The sequence below is a fragment of the Paenibacillus sp. CAU 1782 genome (assembly GCF_054551715.1).
The window spans coordinates 1,308,548-1,326,661 of the sequence record NZ_JBTOLL010000001.1 but is presented as its reverse complement, the minus strand read 5'-3'; the positions used below and the strand labels follow the sequence as shown (position 1 = coordinate 1,326,661).

15 protein-coding genes are annotated in these 18,114 nt (G+C 52.5%); 13 read left to right on the top strand and 2 right to left on the bottom strand.

Annotated features, from left to right (window positions below; translation table 11 throughout):
• Positions 1-55 precede the first annotated feature (55 nt).
• Positions 56-1,372 (top strand): extracellular solute-binding protein, encoded by a 1,317-nt coding sequence (locus ACX93W_RS06530; protein WP_459391489.1) that lies wholly within the window; start codon positions 56-58, stop codon positions 1,370-1,372.
• Here the strand turns inward: ACX93W_RS06530 and ACX93W_RS06525 are convergent.
• Entirely contained in the window at positions 1,347-2,450 is a 1,104-nt protein-coding gene (locus ACX93W_RS06525) for a coiled-coil domain-containing protein (protein WP_459391488.1), read from the bottom strand. The two genes, ACX93W_RS06530 and ACX93W_RS06525, sit on opposite strands and share 26 nt — an antisense overlap.
• Positions 2,451-2,688: 238 nt before the next feature.
• The gene (locus ACX93W_RS06520) at positions 2,689-2,925 is read right to left on the bottom strand and encodes a DUF2626 domain-containing protein (RefSeq protein ID WP_459391487.1); all 237 of its coding nucleotides are present in this window, start codon (positions 2,923-2,925) and stop codon (positions 2,689-2,691) included.
• Between the two features lie 306 nt (positions 2,926-3,231).
• Here ACX93W_RS06520 and ACX93W_RS06515 point away from each other — a divergent pair, with 306 nt between their 5' ends.
• From ACX93W_RS06515 to ACX93W_RS06460, 12 genes are all read left to right on the top strand, one after another.
• Positions 3,232-3,882: an RsfA family transcriptional regulator gene (locus tag ACX93W_RS06515; protein ID WP_459391486.1), complete on the top strand. Its 651-nt coding sequence runs from the start codon at positions 3,232-3,234 to the stop codon at positions 3,880-3,882.
• A 121-nt stretch (positions 3,883-4,003) separates the two neighbouring features.
• Positions 4,004-5,080 (top strand): ketopantoate reductase family protein, encoded by a 1,077-nt coding sequence (locus tag ACX93W_RS06510; RefSeq protein WP_459391485.1) that lies wholly within the window; start codon positions 4,004-4,006, stop codon positions 5,078-5,080.
• Between the two features lie 19 nt (positions 5,081-5,099).
• Positions 5,100-5,498: a DUF3397 domain-containing protein gene (locus ACX93W_RS06505; RefSeq protein WP_459391484.1), complete on the top strand. Its 399-nt coding sequence runs from the start codon at positions 5,100-5,102 to the stop codon at positions 5,496-5,498.
• A gap of 143 nt (positions 5,499-5,641) precedes the next feature.
• Complete coding sequence (bshC, locus tag ACX93W_RS06500) at positions 5,642-7,285, top strand: bacillithiol biosynthesis cysteine-adding enzyme BshC (RefSeq protein WP_459391483.1); 1,644 nt, start codon at positions 5,642-5,644, stop codon at positions 7,283-7,285.
• Between the two features lie 58 nt (positions 7,286-7,343).
• Positions 7,344-8,606: an adenosylhomocysteinase gene (locus ACX93W_RS06495; RefSeq protein ID WP_459391482.1), complete on the top strand. Its 1,263-nt coding sequence runs from the start codon at positions 7,344-7,346 to the stop codon at positions 8,604-8,606.
• A 176-nt stretch (positions 8,607-8,782) separates the two neighbouring features.
• On the top strand, positions 8,783-9,220 hold the full coding sequence (gene mraZ / locus ACX93W_RS06490; protein ID WP_459392021.1) for a division/cell wall cluster transcriptional repressor MraZ: 438 nt from the start codon (positions 8,783-8,785) through the stop codon (positions 9,218-9,220).
• Positions 9,221-9,250: 30 nt separating this feature from the next.
• On the top strand, positions 9,251-10,201 hold the full coding sequence (gene rsmH / locus ACX93W_RS06485; protein WP_459391481.1) for a 16S rRNA (cytosine(1402)-N(4))-methyltransferase RsmH: 951 nt from the start codon (positions 9,251-9,253) through the stop codon (positions 10,199-10,201).
• 117 nt (positions 10,202-10,318) lie between these two features.
• On the top strand, positions 10,319-10,720 hold the full coding sequence (gene ftsL / locus ACX93W_RS06480) for a cell division protein FtsL (protein WP_459391480.1): 402 nt from the start codon (positions 10,319-10,321) through the stop codon (positions 10,718-10,720).
• Positions 10,721-10,730: 10 nt separating this feature from the next.
• The gene (locus tag ACX93W_RS06475) at positions 10,731-13,085 is read left to right on the top strand and encodes a penicillin-binding transpeptidase domain-containing protein (RefSeq protein WP_459391479.1); all 2,355 of its coding nucleotides are present in this window, start codon (positions 10,731-10,733) and stop codon (positions 13,083-13,085) included.
• Positions 13,086-13,186: 101 nt separating this feature from the next.
• Positions 13,187-15,127: a stage V sporulation protein D gene (locus ACX93W_RS06470; RefSeq protein ID WP_459391478.1), complete on the top strand. Its 1,941-nt coding sequence runs from the start codon at positions 13,187-13,189 to the stop codon at positions 15,125-15,127.
• A gap of 76 nt (positions 15,128-15,203) precedes the next feature.
• Positions 15,204-16,691: a UDP-N-acetylmuramoyl-L-alanyl-D-glutamate--2,6-diaminopimelate ligase gene (locus ACX93W_RS06465; RefSeq protein ID WP_459391477.1), complete on the top strand. Its 1,488-nt coding sequence runs from the start codon at positions 15,204-15,206 to the stop codon at positions 16,689-16,691.
• The gene (locus ACX93W_RS06460; protein ID WP_459391476.1) at positions 16,688-18,112 is read left to right on the top strand and encodes a UDP-N-acetylmuramoyl-tripeptide--D-alanyl-D-alanine ligase; all 1,425 of its coding nucleotides are present in this window, start codon (positions 16,688-16,690) and stop codon (positions 18,110-18,112) included. Before ACX93W_RS06465 ends, ACX93W_RS06460 begins: the two co-directional genes overlap by 4 nt.
• Positions 18,113-18,114: the final 2 nt, after the last annotated feature.

The window sequence follows — 18,114 nt, the reverse complement described above, 5'->3', positions numbered from 1 at the left end:
TTGTCCTAATCCTGATATCCTATACGCAATAAGGGATTTGGAAAGGAAGAACAGAGTGTCTTCTCGCAAATATATGCCGATTGCAGGCGGCGCGCTGCTGCTTGCTGGATTGCTGCTTTTATTTTTAACGCGGGGACTTGATTTCAGCTGGAATGCCGGACAATCGTTAAATGATGAGGAATCCGTCATACCCGCCAGCGGCCAACGTTTCCCGGTTCAGGATGTTGAATTAAATGTAAACGTTTCCTTGCCAAAGGAATCCTATATTCAGCTGTTGGAATATAACGAAAGCTTTATGGCCAAATATCCCCACATAACCGTTCATCTCCATAATGAGGCTGATGAAGCCGGGCTGTACGGCAAATGGCTGGAACAGAGCAGGGGCGGAGTGGCTCCCGACGTGATGCTGATGGATAATGGCTGGGTTTTGCCCTTTGCCGTAAAGGGTTATTTGAAGCCGGCTGAAAGTCTGATGAGCGTGGACGCGCTATCGGATCAATTGGCGGGTTTAACGGAGCCGCTGCGTTGGAATGGTTACTTGTGGGGGGTTCCGAAAGAGGCGAATCCCGACTTGCTATTCTGGAGCAAAGGCTTGCTAGGCAAAGCGGGGCTGAGCGAACCGCCGCGTGATGAAGCCGCCTTGCAGGAGGCAGCAGCCGCGCTGGCTAATTTCGACAGTCAAGGCTCCGTCCTTGCTCAGGCCAACAAAAAGGAGTTGCGGCAGCTGATATTGTGGTGCATGACCTTTTATGGAAAGGGAGAGGAGCTTCTTAATCTGGAAGGAATGACGGGGCGGCAGCGCCAAGGTCTGGAGCTGCTTGATCCTACGCATTTGATGCTATTGGAGACTGGAAGGGGAGCGCAAGAGGTTTTAAACGAGCAGGTGGAGAAGGATGCGGCTTTAGCTTTTATGATAACGTGGGATCAATTTGCCAGGCTGCCGGAATCCGCTAAGGAAAAGCTGCTTCCCGATAAAAGGTTTTTGCCGTATGCCTGGCTTGGGGGCAGCAGCTTTACTGTGTCCTCCAGGAGCAAGGCGGCAGCAGAAGCGATGCTGTGGATTGAGGAGGTAACGGGAACTGACGCCGGTCGTCTTGCGTATGAATATTCCGCCAAACTTCCCGTTAGGGCATCCCTGTACGCCGAAATCGGCGGCGTGTTGCCCCGTACCGCAACGGCTCCGCCGATCTGGTGGTACGAGGCCGCCAGCGCCAAGCTGCCGGAGCAGAGCGTGCCCCGGCCGGATGCGGACTGGCCTCTGCGCTGGCAGCAATGGCAGAAGGATTTTGAAGTTGTGCATGAATCCGACTGGAGCCGTTTTCCGGATGGTTTTGTGACGTCTGACGCTATAACGATACCGCCAGGCGAATAATGAGCTCGCCATCCTTCAATTCGACCTCCTTGGCTTTGAGGAATGAAATCATCAGGCCGGGATAAAAGCCCAAATCAAATTCCTTTTCGAGCGAAGCTCTGGTTGTATCGGGCAACGTAAAACCGTTAAAGAGCAGCTCGTCGACATGAAATATAATGCCGTTTTTGGGTTCGTCCTGAACACTGTAATGTCCGGAAATGGCAATTTCGATATTGTCCCGTTTTCCGGAAGCCGTAATATTCCCTTCTTCGAAGCGGAATGCAAAATCGTTGAACACCTGATCCTGTTCCCTCAGAAATTGATTCAACCGGTCCTCGGGTACGGTAATTGTGTATTGAAACCCTTTGATCTGCAGCAAATCCTTGTTGTCCTGCACCCATTCCGGGAGATTTCCCATCGCCGACGACAAGGCCTTGAAATAGGTCCGAACCTCCGACAAGCCTTCTGCCTCCCAAAACGTATTCAGTTCCTTCATCAGCAGCAATATCCGCTCGCTATCGCTTCGTCCCGCCAGCTGCTCCGCCAGATCGCGTTCCAGCTCGACGACCCGTTGTCGCTGCAGCTTCAGTTTATTCTCCATGGCCAGCAGCTCTATTTGTTTGGTTTCCTGCGCTGCATACCGTTCCTGAAGACTTCGGTATTCCCCTATGTATTTCTCCAATATCTGTTTGTCATGGGACACGATGAGATCAATATAGTCTAGTATGGTAAAAAAACGAGTCCACGAATCCGAGGTCAGCAGAGAGGCAAACAATGCATCATGCTCGCCCATATAATAGGTCCGCAGCACTTTTCCGGCCTGCTCGCGTTTATCCTCAAGCTTTAACGCTTGCGCAGCCATTTCCGCATCTGTTTCGCTCATAGAGTCGAGCAACTGTTGCTTTTCTTCTGCAATCCGGGCCATTTCCTTGTCGATTTCGGCCAGCGACAAGCTTTTTTCCAACATATGATGCACATCGTCGTCCCCAGGGATTTCGTCGGGCTCCGCCATAGCGGGCAATGTGGCAGACAATAATGCGCACATCAGCAGGATCAGGAGCGCTGCCGCAGCGGATTTTCCCTTTATTTTGCTTTTCAACAGAATCCTCCCTCCCGCTAGCTAGGGCATGTATGCATACTCCACAGGGAGTGGAAAGGCGGTGAAAGATGCCCCTATGCGGGTTTATGCACACCCCCTAGTGTATGCGCCAGTCCTATCTATTATATCCGTTGCCGCCAAAAGGGGGAAGGCGTTTTAGAGTATGCCTGCGCATAGCAAAAGGAGCTGCCCTTGCGGGACAGCTCCTGTGGCCGTGTGGCATTTTCTCTATGTGTGTTTAGAAAGGCAAACCAAGCTTGAAGACGGACCAATAGGTAAATCCGACAAACGATACCCCCATGTACCCCCAGAACATCAATATGTATGTTCTTTCGGAGAAGTTCAGATAGCCCAGAAATACAAATGCGACGGCCTGCGCAAAAAACAGAAGCGCAAACTCGGTCATATGACCTGCAAAAGCCATAAGCCCGATAACTAGGCACCAGAAGCCCAGCACCCGATACATGCGTGCCATAATAATCCCCCTCAAGCCATTTTCTAACCCTCATTATAACGGTTGCGTATTAGAGTGTAAACCAGCAACTGTGATAAAAATCATAATTTTATGCAATCCCTTTCATTTCGTGTCCAAAAAGTCCGGTTTTTAGTAACGAGAACGATCTTTATAACCGGTTGCAAGATTAGTTTGTTCAAGAAAGACTGGTTTCATGTATGAGCACCCGAAAAAATGGTTATACATTTTAGTATCCGATAGATTCTATGAACTCTACCAAGGGCATAGAGATAAGTAAGCGCCTTTACGTTAGGAGGTTTTTGTTGCATGACAGCAGTTAGACAAGATGCGTGGAGTCCGGACGATGATCTTATTCTCGCCGAGGTTACGCTGCGCCATATTAGAGAAGGAAGCACCCAGCTTGCCGCATTTGAAGAAGTTGGAGAGCGGATTGGCCGCACATCGGCGGCTTGCGGTTTCCGCTGGAACAGCTGCGTACGCAAACGCTACGAGGATGCCATCCAGATTGCCAAACAGCAGCGGCAGAAACGCAGCTACTTGAGAAAGCAGAACGTTGCCGCAACATCGCAAGTGTCATCGCTTGCCGTGCTGGAGCAAGATGAACGCGGATTCAAAGGCGATATCGGAAGCCTGGATGAAGGTTTGTCAATTGATGCGGTCATTCGTTTTTTGCGCACATGGAAAACAACGTACCAAGAATTGTCTCGTCAAATCAGATCTTTTGAAAGAGATGTAAAAGACAGGGAAGAAGAGTTGATCCGGCTTCGCACGGAAAATGACCGTTTGTCGCAGGAAGTGAACAGCGCGCAAAGCGATTACCGTACGGTCAACGACGATTACAAGACGTTGATTCAAATTATGGATCGCGCTCGCAGACTCACGGTTTTGACAGACGAAGAAGAAGCGAAGCCGCGCTTTAAAATGGATGCCAACGGAAACTTGGAACGTATCGAATAGGTTGCCACCTTGTGGCTGTAAGCCCGCCGTTAACCCAACGGCGGGCTTTTCACGATCGTTGGAGGCACGGTATAATACGGAACAAAGGTTTGCATACTCGCTCTAGCGGAAGGAGTTGAAAATGTTGAGAATCCATATCATGGGCGGCGGAGCAATCGGATTGCTGCTTGGGTCCCGAATGGCATTGGGCGGAAGCCTGGTGACGGTGTGGACAAGAACGCGGGAACAGGCTGAATTATTAAATAGGGAAGGCATCAGACTGCAGGAGGCGAGTGAAAGCGGCCACATGGTTCATATAGCCAGGGTGAATGGCGCGTGGATGGATGAATTGGCTTTTCAGAGCAGCTCCGGCAGACATGGAAGCGGTTTGGGGGCAATGTACGGTAACGACAATTCGTTTCCCGCTTTTGATATAGGGGAGATAGGTTCTGGGAACGGCGACGAAAACGGCCGGTTTCATTGGCTGCTGCTGACTGTCAAACAAACCCATCTGGGGGACGAGCTGTTGAAATCCCTTCGGCTCTTTGGAGAGCGGGCGGGCGGCCGGGCAGGGATCTTGTGTCTTCAGAACGGAATTGGCCATTTGCAAAAAATAGTGGATGCAACGGATGGTAAAATTCCGGTTTATGCTGCTGTTACGGCGGAAGGAGCAAGACGAACGGGATTGAATGAAGTCTTGCATACCGGAAATGGAGGCATCTGGATCGGAGATTCCCCCGAAAATGGGCAGATCGGGGCGAATCCTTGCGATAATCAACAAAAAATGTTGCTGGATGCGCTGTGCAAGGCAGGATTTTCCTCGTTTCTGTCGAATGAAATTCATAACCGCATTTTCCATAAATTGCTGATCAATTCTGTTATTAATCCATTGACGGCTTTGTTCGATGTCTCGAACGGGGAATTGCCAAAGCATACCCGAAGGCTGGAGCTGATGAAGGGGCTGCATGCCGAAAGCCAGGAGATCCTCATTGCGGCAGGAATGGAAGCCAGGCCTAAAGCCTGGGAAGAGCTATTGGCGGTTTGCGGCAACACGTCACAAAATATTTCTTCCATGCTTAGCGATGTCCGCAATGGCAAGGAGACGGAAATTCAATCCATTAATGGAGCAATTCTTTCGCTCGGCAATCAATACGGTAAGCCGGCGCCGCTCAATCGTGCGGTTACCGACCTCATAGCGGCATTAGCCGCAATGTCCTGACAGAAAGGAGTGAAGGAACATGGGCGCGATTTGGGATATTTTCAAATCCATTTACGCCGCACTCGCAATCATACCCCTTCTGCCGTTTGCAATTGTATTTTTTGGCTATGGCGCTTACATACAAGATCGCAAGAAAGCGCTTCTGATGGCGATGGACGTTTCCACCGCTTTTCTGATCCCATGCGTTGGCGCGTTATTTGTACTCATGTTTAATACTAACTTTGGATTTTACGGCATTTTGCTGGCGATGCTGCTAGGCGGCGGATTGCTCGGCAACGCCCAATTCCGCAAACGGGGAGCGGTCAACGCCAAACGCATTTTTCGGGCCGTGTGGCGGATTACGTTTTTTCTTACCTCGGTTTTGTACATACTGCTGATGCTTGTGATGATCGGGAAATCCGTTGTAATTGCATTTTGAGAAACGCCTCCGGTTAATCGGAGGCGTTTTTGCTTTGACGGAATGTCGGGAATTCCTGTACAATGACTTTGGCGTTACTTTTTGGCAAATTATGAACAATCACGATAGAAGGCGGATATGACGAAGGTGAGGGCGATGGCAGAATGACAGCAACAGATACGTACCAACCGCCAATTGCGCAGCCTTTGACAAAGGCTTATGTGGATCGGTCGGATGAAAGACTGGCTGCATGGATTGGCTACCACCCCGGAAATGCGGGGGATTGGGAGCGGCGGTTTAATAGATTGAAGGCATCCGGCGCAAGTCGGGTGGATGCATCCGCGCTGGGAGATGTCCTGAGGCGCTACAATATGCATCATGGCGCTTCCGAAGAAACGTTGAAGGCGATTAATGCCATTGCGGAAGGCGCTCCGGTCGTCGTTGGAGGACAGCAGGCTGGATTATGGACCGGACCGCTGCTTGTGGTTCATAAAGCGGTGTCCATCATCGGAGCGGCACGGGAAGCGTCCAAAAAGCTGGGCGCTCCGGTTGTTCCGGTGTTTTGGGTAGCGGGAGAAGACCATGATTGGGACGAAGCGAATCATACGTTTGTGGTGACGCAGGAGCAAGAGCTGCGCAAGCTGGCGGTTTCGCGCCCCGAAGGGCCGAGGACTTCCGTCAGCCGGACAAAGCTGGATCACGATCAATGGGAGTCCGTTATTGCGGAATTGGAAGCGGCGTTGCCGCATTCCGAGTTCAAACCGCATATATTGGAAAAGTTGAGAGGACTGGCGCAGGATGCCGGCTCCTTATCGGATATGTTCGCGCGGCTGATGCTGCATCTGTTTTCGAAGGAAGGGCTTGTGCTGCTGGACGCTGACGACCGCAGTATCCGGGAGCTTGAATCCGGCATGTTCCGCAAGCTGCTGGAACGCAATGACGAGTTGGAAGAATCCTATTTGGAAGCGGCTCGCCACGTTCAATCCCTGGGTTATACGCTGCAAGCGGATGTGAACCCCGGCGGCGCCAATCTGTTTCTTTTCCATAAAGAGCGCGGGGATGAAAGGCTTCTTCTGTTCAAAAAAGACGGCAAGTTTCAGGACCGCAAGGAAAGCGACAGCTGGACGTTGGAGGAATTACTGGAGCTGGCGGACCGCGAGCCTTGGCAGTTAAGCAATAACGTCATGACACGGCCGCTTATGCAGGACTATTTACTGCCTGTATTATCGACCGTGCTGGGTCCAGGCGAAATTGCGTATTGGGCTTTAACAGCCGGCGCATTCAAGCAGTTGGGTATGGAGATGCCGATCATCACGCCTCGTATGTCGTATACGCTGGTTGAAGGCGTCATCGCCAAAAACATGGATAAATACGAGCTGACGTTTTCCGATGTTGTGGAGAGATTTCAGGAGCGCAAGGACGAATGGCTTAAGCGTCAGGATAATCTCTCCCTGGAGGATCGTTTTGAGGCAGTTAGAGCTAGTTTTACGGACCAATACAGCCAGCTGCTGGAGCTTGCGGCATCCATTCAGCCGGGTTTGGCCAAACTGGGCGAAACCAATCTGGCCAAAATCGTGGAGCAAATCAATTACATGGAAGGCAAAACAATTGATGCGCACAACAAGCAGTTTGAAGCCGCCACCCGCCAGCTTGACCGGGTTCGATTGTCGCTTGCGCCAAACGGAAAGCTGCAGGAACGCGTGTTGAGCATGGCTGCTTATTGGAACCGCTATGGCGATGATTGGCTGACCAAGCTGCTTGCTGCTCCATATCGCCTGACAGGCGGACACGAAGTCGTATATTTGTAAGTACAACTAGGGAGTGTCTTGGCGTTTAAAGATACCCCACTAACTGGAGGCGATTGAATTGACAAGCAAAGAAAATAGCATCATTAAGGATTTGGCGCTGGCGCCGGAAGGACATTTGAAAATCGCTTGGGCGAGCGCCCATATGCCAGTTCTGAATGAAATCAAAAAGCAATTTCAGGACGAACTTCCGTTTAAAGGACTGAAAGTTGCGATCTCGCTGCATTTGGAAGCCAAAACGGCTTACCTGGCTAAAGTCGTTCAAGCCGGCGGCGCGGAAGTAACGATTACAGGCAGCAACCCGTTGTCTACGCAGGACGATGTATGCGCGGCTTTGGTTGAAGACGGCATTACCGTTTTCGCCAAATACGACCCGACGCCGGAAGAGTTCAAGCAGTTGAACATGAAGGCGCTGGAATGCAAGCCGGACCTGCTGATCGATGACGGCGGAGACCTGGTTACTCTGCTTCATTCCGAAAGCAAGGAGCATGCGGTCAATTTGCGCGGCGGCGCGGAAGAAACCACAACTGGCGTCATCCGTCTGAAGGCGCTGGAGAAGGAAGGCGCTCTTGGATTCCCGATGGTTGCCGTAAACGATGCTTATTGCAAATATTTGTTCGACAACCGCTATGGTACCGGCCAATCCGTATTCGACGGCATTAACCGGACAACCAATCTGGTTGTTGCAGGCAAAACGGTTGTTGTTGTTGGCTATGGCTGGTGCGGAAAGGGCGTTGCGATGCGGGCCAAAGGACTTGGCGCCAATGTTATTGTAACGGAAATTGATGCAATCAAAGCCGTTGAAGCTTATATGGATGGTTTTGCTGTTATGCCAATGCTGGAAGCGGCCAAGCTGGGTGATCTGTTCGTAACCGTCACGGGCAACCGCGATGTCATTACCGGCAAGCATTACGAGGTAATGAAAGACGGCGCGCTTCTGTCCAATGCGGGCCACTTCGATGTTGAAGTGAACAAAGTTGAACTGGAAGCAATGTCCACAGGGAAACGCGTCGTTCGCCGCAATATTGAAGAGTATCAGCTGAAAGACGGACGGAGCCTGTATCTGCTTGCGGAAGGCCGCCTGGTCAACCTCGCCGCTGGCGACGGCCACCCGGCTGAAATTATGGATATGACTTTTGCGCTGCAAGCGATGTCGCTTAAATATGTCAACGAACAATACCAAGCAATCGGCAGCAAGGTTGTAAACGTGCCGTACGAGCTGGATCAGGAGGTTGCCCGCCTGAAGCTTGAATCGCTTGGGTTCGGCATCGACAGCTTGACCCCTCAGCAAGTTGCCTACCTGGACAGCTGGAACGAGCATTAATTTGGGTGCTTATTCCATAAAGATGTAATAACATCCAACTATTAACCTCATAAATTAATTTTCTAAAAATCCTGCTTATTAAAGCAGGATTTTTATTTTATGTGGCGAAATAGTGTTATCAGGTGGAGGAAAGTGGAGTGAAGTGGAGCATTGGGGGGAAGGAGTGGAGCGGAGACATGTTTTTGGGCGAATATCAGCACAGTATAGACGAGAAGGGACGTCTGATTATTCCTTCCAAATTCCGCGAAGCCCTGGGACCAACCTTTATTGCAACACGAGGCCTCGACAACTGCTTGTTTGTTTATCCCATGAGCGAATGGAGCGTGCTGGAGCAAAAGCTGAAGTCGCTTCCGCTTATGAAGTCCGATGCCCGCGCCTTTACCCGGTTTTTTTTCTCCGGAGCAACAGAATGCGAGCTCGACAAGCAGGGAAGGGTAAATATACCTTCGCATCTGCGCGACTATGCCAAGCTGGACAAAGATTGCATGGTGCTTGGCGTATCCGGTCGAATGGAGATCTGGAGCAAAAGTCTTTGGGACGGCTACTACGAGCAATCCGAGCAGAAATTCAACGAAATCGCAGAAACGCTTTCCGATTTCGATATCAACTTTTGACAAACATAATCAGCAAGGAGGCTGCAAGGCGTGTTTCAGCACACAACGGTATTATTGGAGGAGACGGTGGCGGGGCTTGCCATCAAGCCAAACGGCATTTACGTCGATTGCACGCTTGGCGGAGCGGGTCATAGCGAATTGATCGTATCCTCACTGGGAGACGGCGGCAGGCTTATCGCTTTCGATCAGGACGATTGGGCGCTGGACAACGCCCGCAAGCGGCTTGCCCCCTATATGGACAAGGTGACGCTTGTCCGGAGCAATTTTCGTTATTTGAAGGAAGAGCTTGCCGGCTGCGGCGTGCCCATGAAGGACGGCGTGCCGCAAGTCGACGGATTCCTGTTCGACCTTGGCGTATCCAGTCCGCAGCTGGATGAAGCAGAACGGGGATTCAGCTACAACCATGACGCCCCTCTCGACATGCGAATGGACCGCGAGGAGGAGTTGACGGCCCGCGTCATTGTGAATGAGTGGGAGGAGCGAGATATTGCCCGCATCCTGGATCGGTACGGCGAGGAGAAATTTGCCCGCTCCATTGCGCGAAGTATTGTCAAAGCAAGGGCGACTGCCCCGATCGAAACCACGTTTGAGCTTGCCGAGCTGGTGAAAAACGCAATTCCGGCGGCAACGAGACGGACTGGACCACATCCCGCAAGGCGTTCCTTCCAGGCGCTCCGCATTGCCGTCAACGACGAGCTTGGAGCGGAGGAGGAAGCGCTGGAGGCAGCTATTCAATGTCTGGCGCCAGGGGGGAGAATTTCGGTCATTACCTTTCACTCGCTGGAGGACCGGATTTGTAAAACGATTTTTGCGGGTTATGTAGAAAAATGCACCTGTCCTCCCGACTTTCCGATTTGCGTGTGCGGCAGAAACGGAGTGCTCAAGCTGGTGAGCCGCAAGCCGATTGTGCCAAGTGAGGAAGAACTGGAGCGGAATCAACGTGCAAGATCTGCAAAACTGAGAGTTGCGGAGAAGCTGTAAATTTTGATAAGTCGATCAATGAATAGAAACAAGCGTTAAGCCGATTCACATGGCGGGCCATTCGCTGAGCTATTATTGTTCAACTTGAACAGAACTTAGAACAAGGGGGATTGTGCAGTGGCGTATATAAATGGAAACCTGGCTCTTCAACCCAAACGGAAACAGGAGCAGGATTATAAAATCCGTGAAACGAAAAAAAGAGTTATTAAACGAAAATCTTTGCCTGTGCAAGAAAAACTGCTATACTTGTTTACCGTTCTGGTATGCGTTGTGGTAGCCGGCGTAATCATTTTCCGCTATGCACAAATCTATGATATGAACCTGCAAATCAGACAGCTTACGAATGAGCAGCAGACCATGAACGTAGAGATGGCAGATTTGAAGCGGCAGGTGGAGATGCTGAATGATCCCGAGCGCATCCGCAAGATGGCAGAAACGCAAGGCATGGCAAGCAGCCTGGATAAAGGCATTACAGTTAAAAAGGGCGACAGCGACCGCCAAACGGTCATGTCTGAATAGGTGAGCGGTTATGATCAAAAGGATAAGAATGCGCACGCTATTATTTGGAGGGATCATTACCCTCCTTTTTCTTGTTTTGATTGGTAGAATCTACTATTGGCAGGTTGTGGACGATTACTGGTTTGAAAAAGCGAAGGAACGCTGGGCTGCAGCGGAGACGTTATCGGCGAAAAGGGGGAACATTACGGACAGGGACGGCAACGTGCTGGCGATGGATACGATCGCCTACAATGTTTCGGTTAATCCCAAAATGATTTTTGAACAGGATATCGCAGACGATGTGGCAGCTGCGCTTCAGGAAACGCTAGGTTTGACCAAAGATGAAGCCATGACCTATGTAACTGCCAAAAACGATGCAGGCAATTACTATAGTCAACGCGAAATTCGCAATGGCGGCTGGGGCATCGACAAGGAAACAGCCGATAAGCTTACCGCTGCGAGCGACCTCATCAAGGATGAACTGGGCAAAGCAAAAAAAACGCGGGATGCCGGCATCTACATCCAGGAGACGCTGAAGCGTTATTACCCGCGAAATCAACTGGCTTCCCAACTGGTTGGTTATATTAGCCAGGATGGCGTCAATAAAACGGGTATCGAAGCTTATTTTGACGAGCAGCTTGTGGGGCATGACGGCTATGTTCGTTATGAAAAGGACGGCAAACGGGTTCAGCTTGCCAAAGGCGAATTTGAATACCAAGCGCCGGAGGACGGCAGCGATATCCAACTGACCATCGACAGCGATATCCAGCATTATGTGGAGGAGGCGCTGAGGGAAATCGTCGCCAAATATTCGCCAAAAAGCGCCACGGCAATTGCCGCTGACCCCAATACGATGGAAATATTGGCGATGGCGAACGTGCCGGATTACAACCCGAACGAATACAACAAATATCCGTATGCCAATTATTTCAACCATGCGGTTGGCTCCCTGTACGAACCCGGCTCTACATTCAAAATCGCCACGCTTGCCGCTGCGGTGGAAGAAGGCGTGTTTGATCCCGATGAACCCTATCAGTCCGGCAGCATAACGGTTCCGGGCGAGCCTCGCCCCATTCGCGACCATAACCGGAAGGGCTGGGGAACCATTACTTTTCTGGACGGTCTGAAATATTCCAGTAACGTTGCCTTTGTTAAACTGGGCTTTGAGCGTCTTGGCGCGGAGAAGCTGAGGGATTATTTTACCCGTTTCGGTTTTGGAAGCAAGACGGGCATCGAGCTGACGAATGAATTGGCCGGTCGGGTTAATTTCCGGTACAACCGCGAAATTGCGGATGCCTCCTATGGACAAGGCGTATCCGTGACGGCGATTCAGCAGGTGGCTGCTGTCGCTGCGGTAGCTAACGGAGGCAAGCTGATGGAGCCCCATGTGGTCAAAAGCATTACGGACCCCGTCACGCAAACAACGACGCTCCATGAGCCCAAGGTGGTTCGCCAGGTCATCTCGGCGGAAACTTCGAGACAGGTTAGCCAATACTTGGAGCAGGTTGTAGCCGACCAGGAAAAGGGCAGCGGTAAAAACGCCTACATCGAAGGCTACAGAGTTGCGGGTAAAACCGGTACAGCTCAAAAATGGATCAACGGCGGTTATTCCACCACCAAATTCCTGGTTTCCTTTATCGGATACGCGCCGGTCGACAATCCCAAAATTGTGCTTTATGTTGCGGTCGACGAACCTAATGATCCCGTTGTAAGCGGCGGCGGCGCAGTTGCGGCCCCGGCCTTTAAAGAAATTGTACTGAAAAGCCTGCGCAAGATGGGAGTAGCTCCAAACTATAGCTCCGATAAGGAAGCGGGCGGCAAAGAAGCGGTAGTAACGGTGCCGGATCTGGTAAATCTGGGCGTTGCGCAGGCGAAGTCTGACTTGACGTCCAAGGCATTTCATTTCGAGCTGGTCGGCAACGGCTCTACGGTCATCAGCCAAATTCCGAAAGCGGGCTCCGTTGTCCATCCGACTCAAGCGGTTTATCTCATCACGGAGCAAAAGCAAAACCTGGCCATTCCGGATCTAACCGGCGTATCGCTCCGCGATGCGCTGGAGCTGACCTCGCTAATCGGCGTCAAGCTGCTTGCCGAGGGAACAGGGTATGTGTACTCCCAGCAAGTCGAAGAGAAAAACGGCGAACGTTATGTCCGTGTTTTGCTGTCGCCTCCCGAAGGCTCCGATGCTTACGTGCCTCCAACCGAAACCGTAATCGAAGGTGAAGGGGAGGGCGGGCAGGATCAGACTGACGGTCAAAGTGATGGCGCGACAGCTGGCGGTCAATCCGACGGAAGTACGCCGGCCGATGGCGGCGGCTCGTCTGATTCATCGGCCGAAAATTCTCAAGCAGTTGTGCCGGAAGGCGTTCAGGGCGGCGAAAATTGACGTCGTCGTCCATGCCCCGGCTTGTTCTATCCCCCTCTTGTCCCGAATAGGCTGGGAATGAGCGTTAGCGTACGCTCCCTAGGGCGGAGGGGGGAAGCTTTATGAAGGTATCCGGTGTTACGGTAAGACGCAGATTGTTTCTGGTGATGATCCTTGCGGGCATCGCCTTTATCGCTTTATGCGCAAGGCTGGGTTACGTACAGCTATGGAAAGGATCGGAGCTTGCGGAGAGAGCGGAAAACTCTTGGCGAAGAGACATTCCTTATGCCGCGAAACGCGGCGAGGTATGGGACCGCAATGGTGTTCAGCTTGCCTATAACGTGACCACGCCAACCGTATGGGCCATACCGGTTCAGGTCAAAGAGCATGAGGCGGTAGCGGGCAAGCTTGCGCCGCTGCTGGATATGTCGCAAGAGAAGATATTGGAGAAAATTAAAACAAAAAAACTAATTGTACAGCTTGGTCCCGGCGGACGCAAAATGACGCCGGAAAAAGCGGATGAAATCCGTGATTTGAACTTGCCTGGCATTGTTGTGGCGGAAGACAACAAGCGCTTTTATCCCTATGGCGGGCTTGCCGCTCATCTATTGGGTTTTACCGGCATTGACAACCAGGGTTTGACGGGCATTGAAGCCAAATACGATGACGAGTTAAGCGGCAAGCAAGGCAATGTGTCCTTCTTGTCCGATGCAGCCGGGCGCCAGATGCCGAATTCCTCCGACACGTACGTGGAGCCAATGGAAGGATTGACGCTGCAGCTTACCATTGACAAAAATGTTCAGACTGTCATGGAGCGGGAGCTTGACAGCGCTATGACGGGATTGCAAGCGGACAGCGCAATCGCAATCGCGATGGACCCGACAACAGGCGAAATTTTGGGCATGGCTAGCCGCCCTTCCTATGAACCGGACAAATATCGGGAGGTCGCTTCCGAAGTATATAACCGGAACCTTCCCATCTGGATGACCTATGAGCCGGGCTCCACCTTCAAAATTATTACGCTCGCGGCTGCTCTGGAGGAAGGCAAGGTGGATTTGCAGAACGAGCGCTTCTTTGACCCCGGCGCTATTGAAATCGGCGGAGCGCGGCTGCGCTGCTGGAAAAAAGGCGGCCACGGCAGCCAAACCTTCCTTGAAGTTGTGGAAAATTCCTGCAACCCCGGGTTTGTAACGCTTGGCAACCGTCTGGGCAAGGAAACGTTGTTCAGCTACATCAAAAAGTTTGGCTTTGGCTCCAAAACGGGCATTGATGTTGGCGGCGAGGAAAATGGCATCCTGTTCAAGCTGAGCCAGGTCGGGCCTGTAGAGCTTGCGACAACCGCCTTCGGGCAAGGTGTTTCCGTAACGCCTATCCAGCAAATCACTGCTGTGTCGGCCGCCATCAACGGCGGCGTACTCTACAAACCGCACGTTGCCAAAGCGCTTATCAATCGGGACACGGGAGAAACGGTGCAAACAATTCAGCCGGAGGCGGTGAGAACCGTCATCTCCGAGGAGACCTCCAAAAAAGTGAGGGAGGCGCTGGAAAGCGTTGTGGCGAAAGGGACGGGGCGCAATGCATTTATTGATGGCTACCGCGTCGGAGGAAAAACAGGCACAGCCCAAAAGGTTATAAACGGACGGTATTCTCCAAACGAGCATATTGTATCTTTTGTGGGGTTTGCCCCTGCGGACGATCCCAAAATTGTTGTCTACGTTGCCGTCGACAACCCGGAGGGCATTCAGTTTGGCGGTTTGGTCGCTGCTCCGATCGTCCGCAATATTATGGAGGATGCGCTGCAAATTTTGGAGGTTCCGCGTCGAGAAGGCCAGATCGACCGGCTGTACCGGTATGGCGAAACTCCCATTGTCGCTGTTCCCAATCTGATTGGCAAGTCGGTTTCCGATCTGTACGAAGATTTGAATATGAACTTTAACCTGAACTCATCCGGCTCCGGCAAATATGTGATTCGTCAAGCGCCTGCTGCGGGCGAACGCGTAGACCGCGGCACGACGATCCGCATTTATTTGGGAGACGAGGATGATATAACGCACTCGCATTGACCATACTGGCAATTAACGCGATTGCTCTGGGCGGCATATAGTATCCCGTCAGAGTAATCGAGGGGGGCTGGTCGGCATGAAACTAAGCGAGCTTGCGAAGAGGTTGGTTGCGGCAGTGATTGTCGGAAACGGGGATACGGATTTTGACGGACTGGAGAAGGATTCCAGGGCGGTACGGCCCGGCATGCTGTTTTTATGCGTCAAGGGAGAACGGTCAGACGGTCATGATTTTGCACGTGAAGCGGTACTGCGCGGGGCGGCGGCTATCGTGACGGAGCGGCGGCTGGAGCTGGAGACGCCTCAATTAATTGTCAAGGACAGCAGGCTGGCAACCTCCATTATTGCGGATTACGTATACGGCCATCCAAGCGCTGAAGTGAAGGTGATCGGCGTCACAGGCACCAACGGAAAAACGACAACTACTTATTTGCTGGAAAAAATATTAAATGATTGCGGCCGGTCCGCAGGCGTGATCGGAACGATCGAAACGAGATATGGCGGGAAAAGTCTGCCAATGTCCGGCACAACGCCTGAATCCCATGAACTGCAGCGTCTGCTGCAAGACATGCGGAGCGATGGCGTCCAGTATTGCGCAATGGAGGTTTCCTCGCATGCGCTGGAGCAGGGCAGAGTGAAGGGCTGCAGGTTCCGCAGCGCGATTTTTACCAATCTGACTCAGGATCATCTGGATTATCATGGCACGATGGACAAATACGCGGAAGCCAAAGGGCTGCTTTTTTCCCGGCTTGGCAATGCTTACGGCGCGCCGGAGCACGAACGTTCATATGCGATTTTGAATGCCGATGACGAAGCTTCCGCCGCTTTCCGCAGGTTGACCTCTGTCGAGGTCATTACGTACGGATTGCACCATGCAGCCGATATTAGGGCGACCGATATCGCCATCTCCGCAGAGGGCAGCTCTTTTACGGTGGACGGGTTTGGCGGAACTGCAGCAATATCGCTCAAGATGCCGGGCAAGTTTAATGTCTACAATGCGCTGGCCGCTATCGCTGCCTCGCTGCTTGAGGGCATTCCGCTTGCGGACATCAAGGCCTCGCTGGAAAGGATTCAAGGCGTTCCAGGCCGTGTGGAGAAAGTGGATCTGGGCCAGCCTTTTTCAGTGATAGTGGATTATGCCCATACGCCCGACGGCTTGCGCAATGTGCTGGGCGCGGTGAGAGAGTTTGCGACCCAAAAAATAATTACGGTTTTTGGCTGCGGCGGCGACCGTGACAGAACTAAACGGCCCATCATGGGTAAAATAGCGGCGGAGCATTCTGACTACGTAATCGTAACCTCCGATAATCCGCGAAGCGAAAATCCCGATGCCATTATATCGGAGATTGAAGATGGGCTGACGCAGGCGGGACTTTCGCTTTCGCGATACGCGCTGGTGGCGGACCGGAGAAAAGCGATTCAAAAAGCGGTTGAAATGGCAAGCCAAGGAGATGTAGTATTGATTGCGGGGAAAGGTCATGAAACCTACCAGCTGGTGGGCGGACATACGTTCCCGTTTGATGATCGAATAACGGCGATGGAAGCCATAAGGGGAATTTTACATTGATTAAAAGAACGGCAGGACAAATCGCGTCCCTATGCGGGGCGGCGCAAAAAGGAGGAAGCAGGGATCTGCTTCTGGCGGGCATCATGAGAGATTCCCGCGCAGTCGGAAGCGGAGACCTGTTTGTCCCTATCGTGGGAGAGAGATTTGACGGACATGATTTTGCCCGGGACGCAGCGGCGGCCGGGGCAAAAGCCATGTTGTGGCAGCGCGGTAAAGAGATGCCGGAGGATTTGGTTGCGGCCGGCATGCCGTTCCTGCTGGTGAAGGACACGCTGGCGGCGCTGCAGAAGCTGGCCGCCGGATACCGGAGCGAGTTGATGGCCCGGATCGTCGCCATCACCGGCAGCAACGGCAAAACAACAACCAAAGATATGACCGCGGCGCTTCTCTCCACACAATACCGCGTACTTAAAACGCAAGGCAACCTGAATAATGAAATCGGACTTCCGCTCACCCTGTTGTCTATGGACGAGGAGACGGAGGTCGCCGTTCTGGAAATGGGCATGAGCGGTTTTGGCGAAATTGCGCTGCTGACCGACATCGCTCAGCCGGATGTTGCCATTGTGACCAACATTGGCGAATCCCATATGGAGCATTTGGGCTCAAGGGCGGGCATCGCCAAAGCAAAGCTGGAAATCAAAGGCGGACTGGCCGAAGGCGGCATCTTGCTCTACAACGGCGACGAGCCGCTGCTTGCCGCAGAGCTGGAAGCGTTGGGCGCGCCGGAAGGCGTGCAGCTGCGCACCTTCGGTCTTGAAAGCGGCAATCTGTGGACTGCCGGAGATATTCAATTGGACGCCACGGGAAGCAGCTTTGTGGTGCTGCAAGGGGGCGAACCCAGCAGCATTGGCTCGCTGCACATTCCCGTGCCGGGACGCCACAATATTAGCAATGCATTGGCTGCAATAGCCACAGCTCGCATCTTCGGTGTTCCCGCTTCGGCAATAGCGGAAGGATTTGCCTCGCTGAAGCTGACAAGCATGCGGCTGGAGAAGGTTGAGGCGTTTAACGGTTCCCATGTGTTAAACGATGCTTACAATGCCAGCCCAACCTCGACCCGCGCGGCTATCGACCTCGTGGCGGGTTTATCCGGCTACGGCCGCCGCTGGCTTGTGCTTGGCGACATGCTGGAGCTTGGACCCGACGAAGCTGCCATGCACGGCGAAGTCGGAGAATATGTAACCTCCGGCAAAGCGGAGGCGCTGCTGACCTATGGCCCGCTGTCGGTTCATATCCACCGTGCGGCGCTGCAAAACCTGCCTGAAGCAGCGGCTAACGGGCTGGTTCGCCATTTTGACAGCAAGGATGACTTGGCGGTTTGGTTGCGAGAGCGGCTGCAGCCACAGGATCTGGTGCTGGTTAAGGGCTCCCGCGGCATGGCGATGGAGCAGGTTGTCCAAGCTTTGACGGAGGAGGGATAAGG